The sequence below is a fragment of the Changpingibacter yushuensis genome, from assembly GCF_014041995.1.
GTDB classification, from domain to species: domain Bacteria; phylum Actinomycetota; class Actinomycetes; order Actinomycetales; family Actinomycetaceae; genus Changpingibacter; species Changpingibacter yushuensis.
Genome location: NZ_CP059492.1, coordinates 1,599,174 through 1,616,641, shown reverse-complemented (window position 1 = coordinate 1,616,641; position 17,468 = coordinate 1,599,174). Strand labels below are relative to the sequence as shown.

Annotated in this window: 12 protein-coding genes; 6 read left to right on the top strand and 6 right to left on the bottom strand. The window is 58.2% G+C overall.

Features of this window, described 5'->3' with window-relative positions; translation table 11 throughout:
- The first annotated feature begins 6 nt into the window (after positions 1-6).
- Positions 7-843, top strand: a complete 837-nt coding sequence (locus tag H2O17_RS07030; RefSeq protein WP_220456731.1) for a DUF3159 domain-containing protein — start codon at positions 7-9, stop codon at positions 841-843.
- On the opposite strand, the gene H2O17_RS07025 is transcribed toward H2O17_RS07030, so the two are convergent.
- The gene (locus H2O17_RS07025; protein ID WP_182049043.1) at positions 840-1,526 is read right to left on the bottom strand and encodes a potassium channel family protein; all 687 of its coding nucleotides are present in this window, start codon (positions 1,524-1,526) and stop codon (positions 840-842) included. The genes H2O17_RS07030 and H2O17_RS07025 overlap by 4 nt on opposite strands.
- Positions 1,523-2,191, bottom strand: a complete 669-nt coding sequence (locus tag H2O17_RS07020; protein WP_316932578.1) for a potassium channel family protein — start codon at positions 2,189-2,191, stop codon at positions 1,523-1,525. Before H2O17_RS07020 ends, H2O17_RS07025 begins: the two co-directional genes overlap by 4 nt.
- A 78-nt stretch (positions 2,192-2,269) precedes the next feature.
- On the opposite strand from H2O17_RS07020, the gene H2O17_RS07015 reads away from it, so the two are divergent.
- From H2O17_RS07015 to dxs, 4 genes are all read left to right on the top strand, one after another.
- A complete protein-coding gene (locus H2O17_RS07015; RefSeq protein ID WP_182049042.1) occupies positions 2,270-4,075 on the top strand; it encodes an APC family permease in 1,806 nt (601 codons plus the stop codon).
- 1 nt (position 4,076) lies between these two features.
- Positions 4,077-5,306, top strand: coding sequence for a class I SAM-dependent RNA methyltransferase (locus H2O17_RS07010; protein ID WP_182049041.1), 1,230 nt, complete (start codon positions 4,077-4,079; stop codon positions 5,304-5,306).
- 131 nt (positions 5,307-5,437) lie between these two features.
- The gene (gene acnA, locus H2O17_RS07005) at positions 5,438-8,095 is read left to right on the top strand and encodes an aconitate hydratase AcnA (RefSeq protein WP_182049040.1); all 2,658 of its coding nucleotides are present in this window, start codon (positions 5,438-5,440) and stop codon (positions 8,093-8,095) included.
- Between the two features lie 131 nt (positions 8,096-8,226).
- Positions 8,227-10,134, top strand: a complete 1,908-nt coding sequence (gene dxs, locus H2O17_RS07000) for a 1-deoxy-D-xylulose-5-phosphate synthase (protein WP_182049039.1) — start codon at positions 8,227-8,229, stop codon at positions 10,132-10,134.
- Between the two features lie 92 nt (positions 10,135-10,226).
- Here dxs and H2O17_RS06995 read toward each other — a convergent pair whose 3' ends face one another.
- Together H2O17_RS06995 and H2O17_RS06990 are read right to left on the bottom strand one after the other, a co-directional pair.
- Positions 10,227-11,432, bottom strand: coding sequence for an HRDC domain-containing protein (locus tag H2O17_RS06995; protein ID WP_182049038.1), 1,206 nt, complete (start codon positions 11,430-11,432; stop codon positions 10,227-10,229).
- Entirely contained in the window at positions 11,432-12,010 is a 579-nt protein-coding gene (locus H2O17_RS06990) for a DUF3000 domain-containing protein (RefSeq protein WP_182049037.1), read from the bottom strand. Before H2O17_RS06990 ends, H2O17_RS06995 begins: the two co-directional genes overlap by 1 nt.
- Positions 12,011-12,071: 61 nt before the next feature.
- Here H2O17_RS06990 and H2O17_RS06985 point away from each other — a divergent pair, with 61 nt between their 5' ends.
- Positions 12,072-13,115 carry a lipid II:glycine glycyltransferase FemX gene (locus H2O17_RS06985; RefSeq protein ID WP_246311179.1) on the top strand — a complete coding sequence of 348 codons (1,044 nt, stop codon included), beginning with the start codon at positions 12,072-12,074 and terminating at the stop codon, positions 13,113-13,115.
- Here the strand turns inward: H2O17_RS06985 and treZ are convergent.
- Both treZ and treY read right to left on the bottom strand, forming a co-directional pair.
- Positions 13,099-14,865 carry a malto-oligosyltrehalose trehalohydrolase gene (treZ, locus tag H2O17_RS06980; RefSeq protein ID WP_182049036.1) on the bottom strand — a complete coding sequence of 589 codons (1,767 nt, stop codon included), beginning with the start codon at positions 14,863-14,865 and terminating at the stop codon, positions 13,099-13,101. The genes H2O17_RS06985 and treZ overlap by 17 nt on opposite strands.
- 1 nt (position 14,866) lies before the next feature.
- Positions 14,867-17,401 carry a malto-oligosyltrehalose synthase gene (gene treY, locus H2O17_RS06975; protein WP_182049035.1) on the bottom strand — a complete coding sequence of 845 codons (2,535 nt, stop codon included), beginning with the start codon at positions 17,399-17,401 and terminating at the stop codon, positions 14,867-14,869.
- Positions 17,402-17,468 lie beyond the last annotated feature (67 nt).

Here is a 17,468-nt window from a genome sequence, read left to right as displayed (position 1 = left end):
CCTCACATGAGCCACACGCCACCCTCCGGCGATGAACCCCTGATGTCAGGAAAGGGGACAGGCGGCCTCAGCTCGATCCTCGCTGAGGATTTTGACGTCTGGCAGGCCGTGGGTGGGGTACGCGGAATGTGCGAAACCACTGCGCCAAGTCTCATCTTTATCCTGACGTACACCGCGACGGGCGCACTCGTGCCATCCGTAGTTGCTCCGCTTGTTGTTGCAGCCCTCGCGATTGTCGTCCGGATTGCGCAGCGGATCGACGTCATTCCGGCGCTTGGGGGCGTCGCAGGTGTGGTTGTGTCGGCAGTGTGGGCGTGGCGAAGCGGCGAAGCTTCGAACTTCTTCGGACTTGGCCTGTTGACAAACGTTGCCTACCTCGCCGTACTCCTTCTTTCGATACTCGTGCGGTGGCCTGCCTTGGGCCTCTTCATCGGTTTCATGCGAGGCGACGCCACTGGTTGGCGTACGGATCCTCGTCAAGCACAGACGCGCCGCCGCTACACACAGATCACATGGTTGTGGGTGGGTCTTTTCGCAGCACGCCTGCTCGTTCAGGCTCCGCTCTTCTTCGCGCAAGCTACCACCGCGCTTGGAGTGGCTCGCATGCTCATGGGCCCTCTGTTGTTCGCACTGGTCGCCTGGTTCTCGTGGATGATGGTTCGCAACCTGCCTCAGATCGCCGTGTCCCCTACGTCCGATCCCGCCACCACGTCCGATTCCGCCACCACGCCCGATCCTGCCACCACGCCCGATCCTGCCACCACGCCCGATCCTGCCACCACGCCCGATCAGTCAGGAACGTCCGGCGGCCCCGCCGGATCGGAGCGCGGCGAACGCGACTAGATTTCGTCGTCGTTATCGACTGAAACGAGGAGTTCCTGGACCAACTCGAGATCGTCTTCAGCGCCCTCGGAACAGAGCAACAGAATCTGATCGCCAGCCTCGATCGTAAGATCCGGGTCTGCTGCGAACGGGACACCATCTCTCACGATCGCGTTGAGAACGATGGTTGGGGGTAGCAATACCTCGGAGACGGGCATTCCCACAATCGGGGCCGTTGCAGGCAGAGTTGCCTGTGCCAAAGAGGCTCCCGACTTCTGGAACTGAAGTACTGTCACGAGGTCGCCGTCGGCAACGGCATCCTCAACTAACGTTGTCATGATTCGAGGAGTAGAAACGGGAACGTCCACACCCCACGTGTCATTGAACAACCATTCATTCTTGGGGTTGTTCACACGTGCAATGACGCGCTCCACCCCGTACTCCGTTTTGACAAGGAGCGAGACAACCAGATTCGCTTTGTCGTCACCTGTTGATGCGACGACGACGTCGGCCTCCTCAGCTCCGGCGCGCGTGAGTGTCTCAACTTCGCACGCGTCGCCGAGGATCCAATCGGCCTCAGGCACGGAAGCGACTTTCATAGCGCTTGGCTCTTTGTCGAGGATCGTGACTTGGTGTTTGGAACGGACGAGTTCGCGCCCAATCGAACGCCCCACAGAGCCTGCACCGACAATGAGGACCTTCATAGGGATGCCTCCTTCATCGGGTTGATAAGAACGTGCTGGGCAGCGCCCGCCTTGTTGGTAGGAACGATCAGGCGAATCTGGTCGCCTTCTTGAATGACCAGATCGTAGGCGGGCATCATGCCTTTTCCGAGCCGAGTCACATACGCAACGTGGGCACCGGTGGCAAATTCGATATCTCCCACGGTGTGCCCAAACCACGTCTCATTGAGGTCGACTTCGACCAAACTTATTCCTGCCACCGAGTCGTTGTAGTCATAGTGAGGGCCCAGCGGAATGAGATGGCGCAGCACTTGGTCGGATGTCCACTTGACAGTGGGGACAGTGGCGATGCCGAGCCGTTCGTAGATCTCTGCGCGCGTTGGATCATAGATTCGAGTTACAACGTTCGTCACGCCAAACGTTTCTCGGACCACTCGCGCAGCGATGATGTTGGAGTTGTCACCTGAGGAGACGGCCGCAAAGCCGTGGGCGTCCTCAATACCAGCCTGGATGAGAGAGTCGTGGTCGAAGCCCACTCCTGTGACCTGTTGACCGGAGAAATCCTCGGGCAATCGCCGGAAAGCGTCAGGATTCTGATCGATGACGGCCACAGAGTGACCAATCTTTGCGAGGTTGAGGGCAAGGGCGGAACCAACTCGGCCGCAGCCCATGATGACAAAGTGCACGATAAGACGCTACCGCACCATCAGCTGTTGCGGCATGCATACGTCATGAGTTGCGTTCTTTGAAGTAATCTCAGGGTGATGGTCATTTCTTCTCAACGCAAACCTTCTCCGTTGGCCCGGGGAACGGTTGCCCTTACGATGGTTGCATTGGCAGCAATTGTCTCACCTCGCCTGCTTCTTCAAGCTCAAGATGAGCCACTGAGCAGTGGCGTGGCGTACACCTCCCAGATCATCGCGCTCATAGGTCTGGCCATTGTGTATGTCGCGGTGTACTGGGCAGCCCAGATCGTTCCTCGTAGCTCTTCCCAAAAGGTTGTCTCAACATACTTGGGCATCGGCGCAGGAATCGTCGTCTCCGCCGCCCAGTTCATAGCGTTTACGGTCTTGGCGGTCCAGGGAGCTGCTCTGGCTGGCGAGTCTGTGGATTCGATTGTGGCGTTGGGCCAGTGGAAACAACTTGTAGTGATCCTTGTGCTGATCATGAGCGCGCTGCCAGCGCTCTTGAGATGGAATATCCCATGGCGCGTGTTTCTCGGAGCTGCGTTGGTTGGTGTGGTCGCACTGACAATCGTGCTGATCGGTAGCCTCGTTCTTGAGTTGACGGGAGGAAGCTCGGAGTTCCTCTCGGGAAGCGGGGCATCTGAGCCATTCACTTTAGAGAACGAGAACTGGCGCGTTGTACTTCGTACCGTCATGGCAGCTAGCTTCCCAGCGGCGCTGCTCGTACTTGTTTCTGAACGGCCAATGAAGACCACCGAGTACCGCCGAGTTTCGCCTGAAAGCCTAGCGAAGGCACTGGTGCCTGCCATCGTCATGATGAGCCTCACGTTGTACCTAGTACTTGCCACTGGGATGAACGATCACGAGCAGACTCTCCCTGGGGTGTACTTCGCTGGCTTGGCGGCTGGGCAGATCGCGCAAGTAGTCGTCGCACTGGCTTTTGTTGCTACGGGCTGGGCTGCCAGTTCCATCGGCTTTTGGTGCCTTCCACGCCTTGTCAAAGAGCTTGCGATGGACCACGTTCTTCCCCGGCATCTTGCGTCCGACGACGTCGTGCGAGCTCGCGTCACGATCGTGTTGGGAACGTTGGCCGTTGGCTGTGCGCTTTCCGGGTATCTAGGGTTCTCTGTGGCCGGAGTCATGATCTTTGTGTTCATGATGGCGGTCATCTTCCTGCTGTTCTGCATGGCGATGGCGTTTCGTGGACATGCAATCTTGCAGCAGTCGATGGATCGCGCCGAAAGGACCGGGGCTCGAACGTCCATGTGGGTCTTTTCTGGATTTGCAGTGTTCGGTGCTGCGGCCATCGTAGGCATCGCAGTGGCCGGGTATCAGTGGGCGCTTGTGGGTTTGCTCTTACTTGTGGTTCCATCGGCCTTGCTGGTGTTCTTTAGGCGCGGGCGCATCCGAGTTGGTGCTCGGCTTGCGGCTAGGGATCTGACACGCGGACGAACATTACCAACCCGAGTGCATGGAGTCGTGCTCGTCAACCAACTTGACACCCCGGCATTGCGTGCTCTGACATTTGCTCGAGCCGCACGGCTGACAACTCTTACGGCAGTCACGGTAGACTTTGACGCCGAGGCAACCAAACGCCTCCGCGAGGCTTGGAAGGAAGCTGCGATTCCCGTCAACCTCACTGTGCTAGGTACGCCACAGGGTGCCAGCACTACCAACATTGTTGAGTACGTTCGATCTCTACGCGCTTTGCGCCCGGCCGACATCGTGATGGTCTATGCTCCACGAGTCATCTCCACGGGCATGGGGCAGCGGTTTTTCGTTCGCCACTCGACTCCACGAATCATCTCAGCTCTGCGCACGGAGCAGGGCGTCGTCATATGCGAGGTTCCTTTCGTGCTGTCGGCTGAGTCTGAAGAAGGATGACATGGACACCATTGAGCTTGAACTGACCGATATCGCCCACGGCGGTTCCTGCGTGGGCCACCTTGACGGCAGGGCTGTCTTTGCCCGTTTTGGCCTCCCAGGTGAGACCGTCAGGATTAAGGTCACCAAGGAGAAGGCGAAGCTCATTGAGGGCGACGTGGTGGAGGTTATTGCCAATTCTTCTCCGTATCGGATCGAGCATCCGTGGCCAGCAGCCGGTCCGCTGGGTGTTGGTGGCGCGGAGCTAGGCCACGTGGCTTTTGGCTACCAAAGCGTGTGGAAGACTCACGTGTTGCAGGCAAGCATCAGGCGGGTGGGTGGAGAATCTCTCACCCAGCACCTCGAGAGTCAGGGTATTACTCCTGAGGTTCATTTCTTCGACGACGACGCCGCCACTTCCGGTTGGCACACTCGTACTCGCGTGGAATTCGTCGTCGACCCAAACGGGCAACTTGCCATGTATCGCGAAGGCACCCACGATCTCATTGCGGTCTCGGAGCAACCACATGCTGTGGAACAAATCGATGAACTCGACCTCTTCTCAGGGGCGTGGCGTGAATGGTGGACGCCGGGGGAGCGCGTGCGGGCTGTGGTGCCATCTGGCTCGGATCCCGTAGCAGTTCTTGGGCGCCGGACGTTTGCATTCCCGGGTGTGGAGGTCGATCCTTACGTCCGTGAAGATGTGGTGGTAGACGGCTCGCTTTATGCATACCGGGTTCACGCCACGGGCTTCTGGCAGGTGCACAAGCGTGCCGCCGAACAGATCATTCGCATGGTAACCAAGGCTGCTGGTGCGGCCGAGGGTGAGAACGTGGTGGAGCTGTATTCGGGAGCGGGACTGTTGACTCAACCACTGGCCATAGCTGTTGGAAGTTCGGGCAGCGTGCGCGCGTTCGAAGGTGCACGGCAGGCAGTTGAGGATGCGCGAGCGAACCTGCGCGAGTTGCCATGGGCAAAGGCGCGCACTTCTCGGGTCGATGCAAAGCTCATCGAATGGGAGCCTGCCGACATCGTGGTGGCCGATCCGCCGCGCACCGGGCTCGGACTCGACGTGGCTGGAGCAATTGCGAAGGGTCCGGCCCGTCGAATCGTGCTCGTTTCTTGTGACCCAGCTGCCATGGCTCGTGATGTTGCGGCAATGGTGGAGGCCGGGCGCAAGGTTGTGGCCATGGACTCTATTGACATGTTCCCCAACACGCATCATTTCGAAGTTGTGACTGCTCTGGATTAAGAGCGCCGATTAGTGTGAGCTGGGCGGTGAAACACCGCCCAGCCGCCGTTTTGATGGGTGGTTAGGCAGCGTTCGGCACCCGTTCCGTGATATCTTGACGTCGAGATACTTTTTCGACACGAAGGAGAGTCATGAGCCTGGACAGCTTCCAAACGCGCAGTGCTTTGACCGTGGGAGACGCGGAATACGCGATCTACCGATTGGATGCAGTTCCAGGTCTCAGCCAGTTGCCGTATTCTCTCAAGGTCCTAGCGGAGAACTTGCTGCGCACTGAAGATGGTGCGAACGTCACTGCGGAGCAAATCAACGCCCTTGCAGCGTGGGATCCCGATGCGGAACCCAGTCACGAAATCCAGTTCACGCCAGCACGAGTAGTCATGCAGGATTTCACGGGTGTGCCCTGCATTGTGGATCTTGCTACGATGCGTGAGGCCGTCGCCACATTGGGTGGAGACCCGGACCAAATCAACCCACTCAATCCGGCCGAAATGGTCATAGACCACTCGGTGCAGATTGACTTCTTCGGGCGCAATGACGCTCTTGAACTCAACATGGACATGGAGTACCAGCGCAACGGCGAACGCTACCAGTTCCTTCGCTGGGGGCAGGGCGCCTTCGAAAACTTCAAGGTGGTGCCGCCGGGCACCGGCATCGTTCATCAGGTCAACATCGAATACTTGGCACGCGTGACCGTAACTCGCGACGGCGTCGCATACCCAGACACATGCGTTGGTACCGATTCTCATACCACCATGGTCAATGGGCTGGGCGTACTCGGCTGGGGCGTGGGTGGCATTGAGGCTGAGGCCGCTATGCTGGGCCAGCCGGTTTCGATGCTTATTCCGCGAGTTGTGGGCTTCAAACTGACCGGCACAATTCCTTCGGGTGCTACTGCTACTGACGTTGTGCTGACCATTACCCAGATGCTCCGCAACCATGGCGTGGTTGGCAAGTTTGTGGAGTTCTATGGTGCTGGTGTGGATCAAGTCCCTCTAGCAAACCGGGCCACCATTGGAAACATGTCTCCTGAGTTTGGCTCAACAGCCGCCATCTTCCCAATCGACGCTGTCACACTGGACTACCTGCGTTTGACTGGGCGAAGCGAGGAGCAACTTGCCCTTGTGGAGGCCTATTGCAAGGCTCAGGGGCTCTGGCACGATCCGGAACGTGAAGCGAAGTACTCCGAGTACATTGAACTGGATCTGTCTACTGTGGTGCCATCGATCGCCGGGCCGAAGCGTCCGCAAGATCGGATTGTATTGTCCGAATCGAAGGATTCCTTCAAGCGCACTCTTCCCACGTATATCACCGAGAGGACTGAAGAAGAAGCAGCGCTGACCCTTGAAGATGGCACTGCGACTCGACTTCGCAATGGCGATGTGGTTATCGCATCCATCACGTCGTGCACCAACACTTCCAACCCCTCGGTCATGCTGGCTGCGGGCCTTCTTGCCAAGAAGGCCGCACAGCGCGGTCTGACCGCCAAGCCATGGGTGAAGACCTCCATGGCGCCGGGCTCCAAGGTAGTAACGGATTACTATGAGAAGGCTGGCCTGTGGCCCTCGCTCGAAGCTCTTGGCTTCAACCTTGTTGGCTACGGTTGCGCAACATGTATCGGCAACTCTGGGCCGCTTCCACCGGTTGTGTCTGAAGCGGTGAATGAGAATGACCTTGCGGTGGTTTCCGTTCTCTCTGGAAACCGCAACTTTGAAGGCCGCATTAACCCGGACGTCAAGATGAACTACTTGGCATCCCCACCTTTGGTCATCGCCTACGCACTGGCGGGAACGATGGACTTTGATTTCGAGAGCCAGCCGCTCGGATCTGACGATAAGGGTGACGTCTATCTGCGTGACATCTGGCCGGATCCAGCTGAAGTTCAAGAGACGATCGATCATTCCATCAACCGGGAGATGTTCCAAAGCACATACTCTTCCGTGTTTGAAGGGGATGAACGGTGGAAGTCCTTGCCAACTCCACAAGGCGAGCTCTTCGATTGGTCTGAGGATTCAACCTATATTCGCAAGGCTCCCTTCTTTGAGGGGCTGACCAGCGAACTGACTCCCGTCAGCGATATCAGCGGCGCACGTGTACTCGCCAAACTTGGAGATTCGGTGACCACCGATCACATTTCACCGGCGGGTGCCATCAAGGCAGATTCTCCAGCTGGACGCTACCTTGCCGAACATGGAGTGGAACGCAGAGACTTCAACTCTTACGGTTCTCGGCGCGGAAATCACGAGGTAATGGTTCGCGGGACTTTTGCAAATATTCGATTGAAGAACTTGCTTCTCGATGGCGTAGAAGGTGGGTACACTCGCAACTTCTTGACCGGCAATCCAGAAGCGATCTTTGACGCTGCAATGGCGTATCAGGCTCAGGGCGTGCCGTTGGTGGTGCTTGGTGGTAAGGAATACGGTTCAGGATCCAGCCGTGACTGGGCAGCCAAGGGCACCTCACTCTTAGGCGTCAAGGCGGTCATTGCTGAGTCCTTTGAACGCATCCACCGTTCAAACCTCATCGGAATGGGAGTGCTCCCTCTCCAGTATCCGGCTGGGCAAACCGCCGATTCGTTGGGTCTTGTTGGCGACGAGGAGATCTCGATCGTCGGCGTCACTGAACTCAATGATGGAACTACCCCAGAGACTGTGCAAGTGCAGGCCAAGCGCGCGGATCAGAGCACACTCTGCTTCGACGCCGTGGTGAGAATTGACACCCCTGGAGAAGCCGATTACTTCCGCAATGGCGGAATCCTCCAGTACGTTCTGCGCCAATTGGCAAAGAACTGAGGCTAGTGGCAACAGAGGGAGGCGGGGCAGTTCAGACCCGCCTCCCTCTTTCCATGTGTCGGCGAACTCTGAATGAGGCGCTTCATATGGTGAGCGGTCTAGTATAGGACGGTACGAAAGGTGGTAGATGCGTGGGCATTCTTGAGCGGATCCATGAACCGGCAGACCTTCGGCGGCTTTCGCCGCGTCAGCTGGAGGAACTTGCTGCGGAGATCCGCGCTTACCTCGTTGAGAAGGTCTCTCGCACGGGCGGCCACCTCGGCCCCAACCTAGGTGTGGTTGAGCTGACGATGGCTATTCACCGCGTGTTTTCCTCTCCGAAGGATGCCATCGTTTTTGACACCGGCCATCAATCCTACGTACACAAGCTGCTGACCGACCGGCAGGATTTTGGAAAGCTGCGCCAAGAAGGTGGCCTATCAGGTTACCCGTCTCGAGCCGAATCTATCCACGACATCGTGGAAAACTCCCACGCCACCACTGCTCTTTCTTGGGCAGATGGAATTGCACGCGCATTCGAGCTGGATGGGGCAGAGGATCGCCGCGCCGTCGCGGTGATCGGCGATGGCGCCATGACCGGAGGAATGGCGTGGGAAGCGTTGAACAATATCGCCGAAGATTCGGAACGCCCGCTCGTCATCGTGCTCAATGATAATGGCCGCTCCTACGCTCCGACCGTGGGCGGAGTTGTACGTCGCCTTGAGCCTGTGCGTCGCCTTGATTCAATTCGTGTGAACCGAAGCTACGAGAACTTCATGGATTGGACCAAGCAGACCCTTCAGGATGCTGGAACGCCTGGGAAGATGGCTTACGGTGCGCTGCATTCACTCAAGCGGGGTGTCAAGGATATCTTCGTGGATGCAGGCATCTTTGATTCGCTTGGCTTGAAGTATGTGGGTCCAGTGGATGGTCACTCGATTCAGGACTTGGAAGAAGCGCTCACGCTGGCTCGCGATTATGGTGGCCCAGTGGTTGTCCATGCGATTACAGAGAAGGGCCGCGGATACAAGCCTGCCGAGGAAGATTCGGTCGATCGTTTCCACGCGGTGGGGAAGATTCATCCCGAAACCGGCCTCCCTGTGGCTCCCGCACGATTTGGTTGGACGTCCATCTTTGCCGAAGAGATCAACGTGCTTGCCCATGAGAACGATCGAATCATCGGCGTCACCGCGGCAATGCTGCGGCCCGTTGGTTTGGGCCCCTTCAGCGAGTCCTTCCCTGATCGAGTCATTGATGTTGGGATTGCCGAACAGCATTCGTTGACGATGTCTGCGGGACTAGCTTTCGCCGGTTTCCACCCTGTGGTTGCTCTCTATGCCACCTTCCTTAATCGTGGCTTCGATCAGCTGCTTATGGATGTTGCCATGCACAGAGCCCCGGTCACGATCATGCTGGATCGCGCAGGAATCACGGGCGACGACGGCGCCTCCCACAACGGTATGTGGGATCTTTCGTTGGCGGCCATGATTCCGCGACTGCGAGCAGCGGCACCGCGCGACGGAACTCAGTTGCGCGCGCTTCTCCATGAAGCCATAAACGTTAACGGCCCCACGCTTGTTCGTTATCCAAAGGGTGACGTTCCACAAGAAATCCCCGCCATCCGCAAAGTTGGGGACTTTGATGTAGTTGGTGAGCGCACCGCGCAGCTTCCAGGATGCAACGTGGCAGTTGTGGCCGTTGGGGCGATGGCCTCGAACGCTTGCGCCGCCGTGGACCTCGTGGCAGGCGACGTCGGTGTAACCGTCATCGACCCGCGATGGGTGTTGCCGGTCTCCAGTTCTCTGGTGGAGTACTTGGAAGGATTCGACGCCGTCGTGACGGTTGAAGACGGAATCGTGGACGGCGGCGTCGGTACGGAAATCGAACTGGCGCTTGAACGCTCCGGCGCTAGACTGCCCGTTGAGCGGCTGGGTATCTCCAAGAACTTCCTGAGTCATGCCAAGAGAGATGTCATTTTGGAACGCGAAGGCATGAGCGCGCGAGCGATCGCGCAGGCCGTATCTCAAGCGGCGGGCGTGCGGGTACGTCAGGTCCTCTGAGTCTGGCGGTATTGGTGGCGTTCAGCCGGTAGGAATGGCGCCCGCCTGCTACTGGCCGGGCGGCTTGGCCGGTCGTGGCGGGGTAATGGCGCTCAGGCTCGTTTTGCGGACGCTACGATCCAAGGCGCGCTGTTTTCAACCTGCCATGGTCTAGCGCCGAGCGCGGCCAGAAGCATCGGTATTTCGTCCGCATGATCCCAGCCATCCCACGCCAACTGCCGCTGGATTGCGGGCTTGAGCAAGATATCCTGGCGAATGCCTAGATCATCGGCTTGCGCGAGCACAGCAGTGCGCACCACAGACCAGCGGGCGGCTTCTTCCGGATGGCTGCGATCCCACTGCTTGACGGGCGGATACGGTTCCGGATTGTCCGTGAAACGGCGTTCTGGCAGATCGGTCAGAGGAATGCTCCACACCTCCGCAATAGCATCCCAATAGCTTGCGGCATCCTTGCGTCGCGCCCGAGTCTGCATCAGAGGAGAGGTGACAATGTCTTGGCGGGAGCGTGGCTTTCGCAGAGCGAGTTCGGCCAGTACCTTCGCGGGAATAACGCGCTCTGGCGCCAGATCACGCTTCTGTGCCAAGGCGTCGCGGTGATCCCAGAAGGCCTCAAGCATGGCCAACGAACGGCGGTCACGCAATCCCTGTTGGCGGGCGGCCTTACGCCACGGCTGAAGCTTCTTGGGACGCGGTTCGCGCAGCCGAACCTCTTCACATTCCTCAGTGAGCCACTCCAAGCGCCCGGCCTGCTTGAGCATCTGTGTGAGCTTGTCGCGCAAGTCGAGCAATAGCTCGACATCTAGAGCCGCGTAGGCGCGCAGAGCTTGGCCAAGTGGACGCGCAGACCAGTCAGAGTTCGAATGCTCCTTGGCAAGGCCAAAACCCAGTACCTCAGCCACTTCACTTTGAAGAGAAACGCGGGGGAAACCCAAGATGAGTCCGGCGATTTCGGTGTCAAAGACCTCCGGGGGATAGAGTCCGAGTTGGTGAAGGCAGGGAAGATCTTGATCAGCAGCGTGCAGTATCCATTGATCCTGTTGCAGGAGAGTGGCGAGCGGCTGGAGGCGGTCCTCAATCCCAATCGGGTCGATGAGGAACGTGCCAGCGCCTTCGCGCCGGATCTGCACCAAGTAGGCGCGGTCGGAGTATCGAATACCCATCGCGCGTTCTGTATCGATGGAGAATGGGCCGTGTCCAGAACCTAGGCGTGCTATAGCGCTGTCAATCTCCTCGTTTGTAACTTCGGGGACGCCTTCGCGGGGCTCGTCCAGTCTTGTGACGTCTACGGATTCGTCCACTACATCTCCTCGTTTACCGGCCGTATAGATGCTACGCCGTCTGGACCTAAGCCACACACCGCGGCTGCATAGGCCGCCCACGCCTGAAGATGGTCTGTCAGATCAACTGTGAGTGGAGTCCATGATGCGCGAATCTCCACGTCCGTACGAGATGAGGAGAGCTGGAGGCCACCAAAGGTCTCATTGTAGCTACGCGTTACGGTCCCGGTGAGGTTTGAGTAACGGGTCCCTTCGTCCTCCAGAGATTCGACCAGCCATGCCCAAGAAACCTCGCCGAGGAGCGGGTCAGCACTCATAGCCTGGTCCACAGGAGCCGCGACATATGTGACGATTCTGAATGTGCCGTCCCACGCAGGCTGACCGCTCGGATCGTACAGCACCACAAACTTCGCGTTCCCACGATAGAAGTCGGGATCTAGGCTAGGAGAATCGTTGACCTCTGCTTGTAGTGCCACAGCCCACGGTGCAATCCGCTGCGGAGGTGGGATTTGAGTCACGTGCAGTTCGTGACGAAACGTGTGGCCCTTGAGTGACTCCAGCGCAGTCAAGAAGTCGGCGGGCGCATTAATCTGGGACACAACATCACACTAGCGGCCTCGAGCTACGCATCTTCAAAGCCACGCCGGTAGGCTGGGCACCATGAAGCGCTCCAATCTAGTCGAATGCACAGATGCATCCTTTGTTGACATGGCTGTAGCAGCCGGAGTTGAACTACCGCTGGAACAGACTCCAGCGTGGGATCGATTTGATCTTGCAGCTGCGGGTAGGAGCCCTTGGCGCAAGCTCGTGTGGAAGGTCGATGGCACACCCCGAGCATTCATTGCGCTAACAAAGATGCGGGGGCGCGGGTTCACGTACTTGTGGGCAAAACATGGCCCGGTCTGGACTTCTCCTCAGCCCACTTCGGTGGAGGAAGCAGCGCTGCGCAAGGATGTGACGCGGCTCGTCAACGGTATCGACAAAAGGATTGCTTTTGTCCGCCTTCATGCGATCGAGCCAGCTGAAGATCTCCACGAACTGCTTCAGTCAGTCACGTATGACCGCACGGTCATTATCGATACCAGCCAGAATGATGAAGCTATCCTCGCATCTATGAAATCTCGCGGGCGACGTGATGTTCGTAAGGCTCTGCGCAACGATTCGATGGTGGTGGCCGACGAGACGGACCATGCGCTTGATGTGTTTCCGGAGCTGTACGACGTGCTGGTTGAGACCGCCGATCGGGACCACTTCGGAATCGCTCCGCTGGAAACCTACCTATCGATGCTTGGCTCACTCGGCCCCGAACACTGCCGGCTCTATACGGTACGGCGTGACGGAAGACCTCTCTGCTGGGGAATAGTCACACTGACTGCGACTCAAGGTACGTACTACTACGCGGCATCCACTCATGAGGGGCGCAAGAGCGGAGCGCCCGACCTGCTCGTGTACGCCATGGCTTGTTCTATGCACGCGCTCGGACGCACAAGTTTTGACTTGATGGGAATTGACTCGGCACGAGCTCCGCAGCTTGCAGGTGTACGTGATTTTAAGAAGAAGTTCCGTGACGAAGTCACCGATGTTCCTGGAGCTTGGGATGTCCCCACCAGGCCTGCCCTCTACTCCGGGTTGAAGAAGGCGCTTCACGCCAAACGGTCGATACGCGCGGGATTGAAGAACCTGCGCACTAAGGAAGCAGAATAATTACTCCCGGCTGATCGAACCGAACAGTCACCGCGCCTCTGACCTCAGTGATGTGCGGGTCTGACCACGAGAGGGCGGGCCTAGCATCTGACATTGGCACCGTTACAGTGGCAGGCTCCAACGCGAACACTACGTATACCTTGCCTCGCCGCAGGTAGCCAGAATCTCCGAGCCGGACCAGTTCGGTCTCAGTGAGACTCCCGCTGGCTAGATCAGGGGTTGCCTTGCGCAAGGCAATGGAATCGGTCATGAACCGCACGTACTCGCGGTGCCCCGGTAAATCGCGCTGGTCCCAGTCAAGGATGGAATCGGTGAATGTGCTCAAGGCTTGCGGCGAGGGTACCGTGGCGGACCCTCCCTCGATGAGGGAATCCCAGCCCTCGAACTCACGCCGACGCCCGGCCTCAACGGCAGGCCCCAGCTCAGGGCCATGATCCGTGAAAAACTGAAACGGTGTGGTGGTTGCCCATTCCTGGCCCTGAAACAGCATAGGCGTGAAGGGAGAAGCGATGAGCAGCGCACTCTGGACAGCAAGTGCTCCAAAGTCTGGTGAGCCAGCATCGCTGATTCGCGCGGGTCTATCGCCAAGTGCCCGGTTCCCCACTTGGTCATGGGTCTCAGTGGCCACCACGAAGCAATGGCCCGATACCGTATCTGGAACTGGACGCCCCCACACTTTCTGACGGAAGCTTGACCAGTTGCCATCATGCACAAAGACATGGCGGAACGCCTTCTCTAAAGCGCCGGGCAAAGTGAAGTCGCTGTAATACCCAAAGCTTTCCTTTGTGATGAGAGTGTGCAGCGCGTGATGCAGGTCGTCATTCCACTGGGCATCCATTCCCATACCACCGGTTGCGGTGCTGGTAATCATGGTTGGATCGTTCAGGTCCGATTCAGCAATGAGAGACACGATGCGCCCGCTTGCTCGCGCAAAGGCCGCCACCGTATCGGAAAGCTCAGCCAAGAAATGCCGGGGCGAATCATCGCGCAGGAATGCAACGGCATCCAAGCGTAGGGCATCCACGTGGTAGTCCCGGATCCATTGCATGGCGTTGTCAATGAAGTACGAGCGCACCTGATTGGCGTGCGAGCCATCTAGGTTCGCCCCGCGCCCCCATGGCGTCGTGTGATCCTCCGTAAAGTAGGGGCCAAAGCCCGCTAGATAGTTGCCATCTGGTCCTAGGTGGTTATAGACCACATCTAGGCACACGCCCATTCCGTGGGAGTGCGCAGCATCCACGAAAGCAGCGAACTGTGCAGGTCCGCCGTAGTTTTCGGTGACCGCAAAGATGTCCACGCTGTCGTAACCCCAGTTCCGAGTGCCAGGCACCGGCGCAATCGGCATGATCTCGATAAGGTCCACGCCCAGTGCCGCGAGGTCTGGAAGGCGCTCGCGGGCGCCAGCAAACGTGCCCGTGGGTGTGAACGTGCCGATGTGAAGTTCATACATGATGCTGCCGTGGGCAGGAATGCCGCTCCATTCGGAATCAGTCCATTCGAACGTCGTGGAAGCGACCACTTCGGAGGGGCCATGTATTCCCTCTGGCTGCCGTCGCGAGCGCGGATCTGGTAGCGGCTGCCCGCCATCGACTCGGAACCCGTACTTCGTTCCTGGCGGCAGTGGGTTTGACGCGATCCACCAACCCGAGTGGTGACGGTCTGGGGTCATAGGCGAATCGTGGTCTGTCCCCTCAACATGTACGCTGACGTGCTTCGCTTCGGGCGCCCACACCCGTGGCACAAAGGTCATCTCACACCCTCTCCAGTGCCGCGACGGGTAGCGTTCCTAGGAGAAACGCCAAATCCGTCACACCTCCGCTGAACTCAGCGCCTGTCAGCACGTCCTTCCACCGGCCAGAAGGCAAGACGACGTTGTGGCGTCCGAATCCACCCGAATCAGACAACGTCCGGTGCAATCGTTTGCACACGACGACGACGTCGGGATTCCCATCGATCGTTCGAGCGAACGCAAAGGCATGGCCGGTGGTGACGGGGAGTGGCGTGTAGCCCGATTGCTGTGAGGCGAAGGCTGTGGTGTGTTCACTTCGCAGACGCAAGAGGCGGGAGGTGACCCACAACTTTTCTTGATCGAGTGAGGGGTGCGAGGGAAGCCCACCGTTGAAGTCCAGTTGTTTCAGCGAGTCAGAAATGGCCGCGAAATCCACTGGTCGGCGGTTATCCGGGTCAACGAGCGAGTTCTGTATGACCTCTTCTCCTTGGTACACGTCACTTACCCCAACAAGTGTGAGCGCGAGCGCTTTCTGCGACAAGTTCGTTACTCGGCGGCACGCTGCCATCTGACTGTGTGCTGTGCTGAACGCTAGCACTGAGACTGGATCTGAAAGGAGGTGACGGGTGTAGGTAAACAGAGCCTCCTCTTTGGTCAGATCCGGAGATGTCCATGTTGTCCAGGTCTTTTGCTCACGCGCGGCCTTGCGCAGATAGGTGACAAGGCGCTCCGACTCTATGGGACCTTCATCGGTCCACGTGCCAATGATTGTCTGCCACAAGAGGTTCTCAATCTGACCGTCCAACTCCGCTGGTCGCTCGGCTGCGGTGTGGGCGCGCAGCGAGCTGACAAGAGCGCGCCATTCAACAGCCCATTCGGAGAGCACGGCGATAGCTGCTCGGGTGTCTTCACCACGCTTCGTATCGTGCGTGGTCAGCGTGGACATCGTGACGGGCCACCGTTGAGCTACGCGTTCCGCCCAGGTGGAAACATCATCAGGTGTGAGCGTGGGTCTATTGGGGTTTCCACCCACTTCCGTGGCGCTGGTCAGCGCAGTGAAGCGATAGAAGGTGGTATCTTCCAAACCTTTGGCCATCACAGCGCCGCTGACCTGTTGAAACCTGATAATCGCTTCAGCACGCGAATCAACGTAGGTTAAGCCCGCGGACCCGATCTCTTTGCCGAGGATAATGTCTACTACTACCTCGAGAGACTCGCGGCGATCCTCGGGAAGGTACTCTGCAGCGCGAGTTGCGGCGGAGCGGATGGCGTTTTCAGCGACGGAGCCAGGCTGTTCAGAAGGAACCACGTAAGCACGGTATCGATCCATTTCCACGAGGAGTGCGCCCAGAGCTTCTCGCAGTGATCGAGTAGTGTGGTCGCGCAAGCGCACATCTGTATGGCAGATCTGCGCGATGAGCATTGTCAGTCTTTCCATCTCCGAATGAAGGGAGGTGGTGATGATCTGTGCTTTCGACTTGCGTTCGATCGTTTCGTATGGGCTGATCGTATTGGACAGCTCTACGTATTGGGCAAGCAGCTGATTGACTCCGGAGGGATCAGTGAGAAGGGCATCTATTCGCCGCGAAGCGTCGTAGCCTGTTGTTCCCGAGCACTTCCAATCACTGGGTAACTCCTCATCACCTTCGAGGATCTTCTCCACAGCGATCCATGCGCCTCCGGTGGCCGCGTGTAGACGTTCGAGGTACTGGCGAGGGTCAGCTAGGCCGTCGGGATGATCGATGCGAAAGGAGTCGATGTATCCTCGGTCAAAGAGTTCGAGCAGAAGCGCGTGCGACTGGTCGAAGACCTCGGGACGCTCCACTCGGATCGCAGCCAGCGTGTCTACGTCAAAGAATCGCCGATAGTTCAGTTCTTCTTCGGCAACTCGCCAGTATGCCAACCGATAGAACTGACGATCCAACAGTTCTGTTAGCGGCAGGCTCTCCGTCTGGGCCCGCACTGGAAATACGTGCTCAAAGTAGCGCAGCACATGCTGTTCGCCGTCGTCCTCAAATCCGGGAACCACCATCTTTTCGAGTGTGATCTCTCCTTTCGCCAACACGGAACCGATCCGTTCCCCGAGTACTGGCATAAGGAGGCCGTCGTGGTTGTCCTCGAGGTCGATGTCAAACCAACTCGAGTATGCCGAGTCAGCTCCCCATCGCAACACGGACCACAGAGCTTTGTTCAGGTAAAGAGGAGTGGGAACGGCCATATGGTTGGGAACCACATCCACCACAATGCCCATTCCGTTGGCGTGTGCAGTGTCTGCGAGCCGTTGGAAGCCGGCGCGCCCGCCCATTTCTTGTGAGATACGCGTGTGATCGACGACGTCGTACCCATGGGTTGAACCAGGTGCGGCCTGCAGAATGGGGGAGCAGTAGACATCTGAGATGCCGAGCCTCTTGAGGTAAGGAACCACCTCGATGGCTTGAGCGAACGTGAACTGCGGGCCAAGCTGAAGCCGATACGTCGAGATGGGCTGCCTGCGCTCAGGGGCGGGAACATGCGAGTGAATGGCTGGGAATCTGCGTGTATCCGTGACTGAGGTCATAGAGAGAGCCTACCCGGAGTTCGGGCCGAAGCCCATGAGTAAGCTGTCCGCGATCAAACACTTGGTG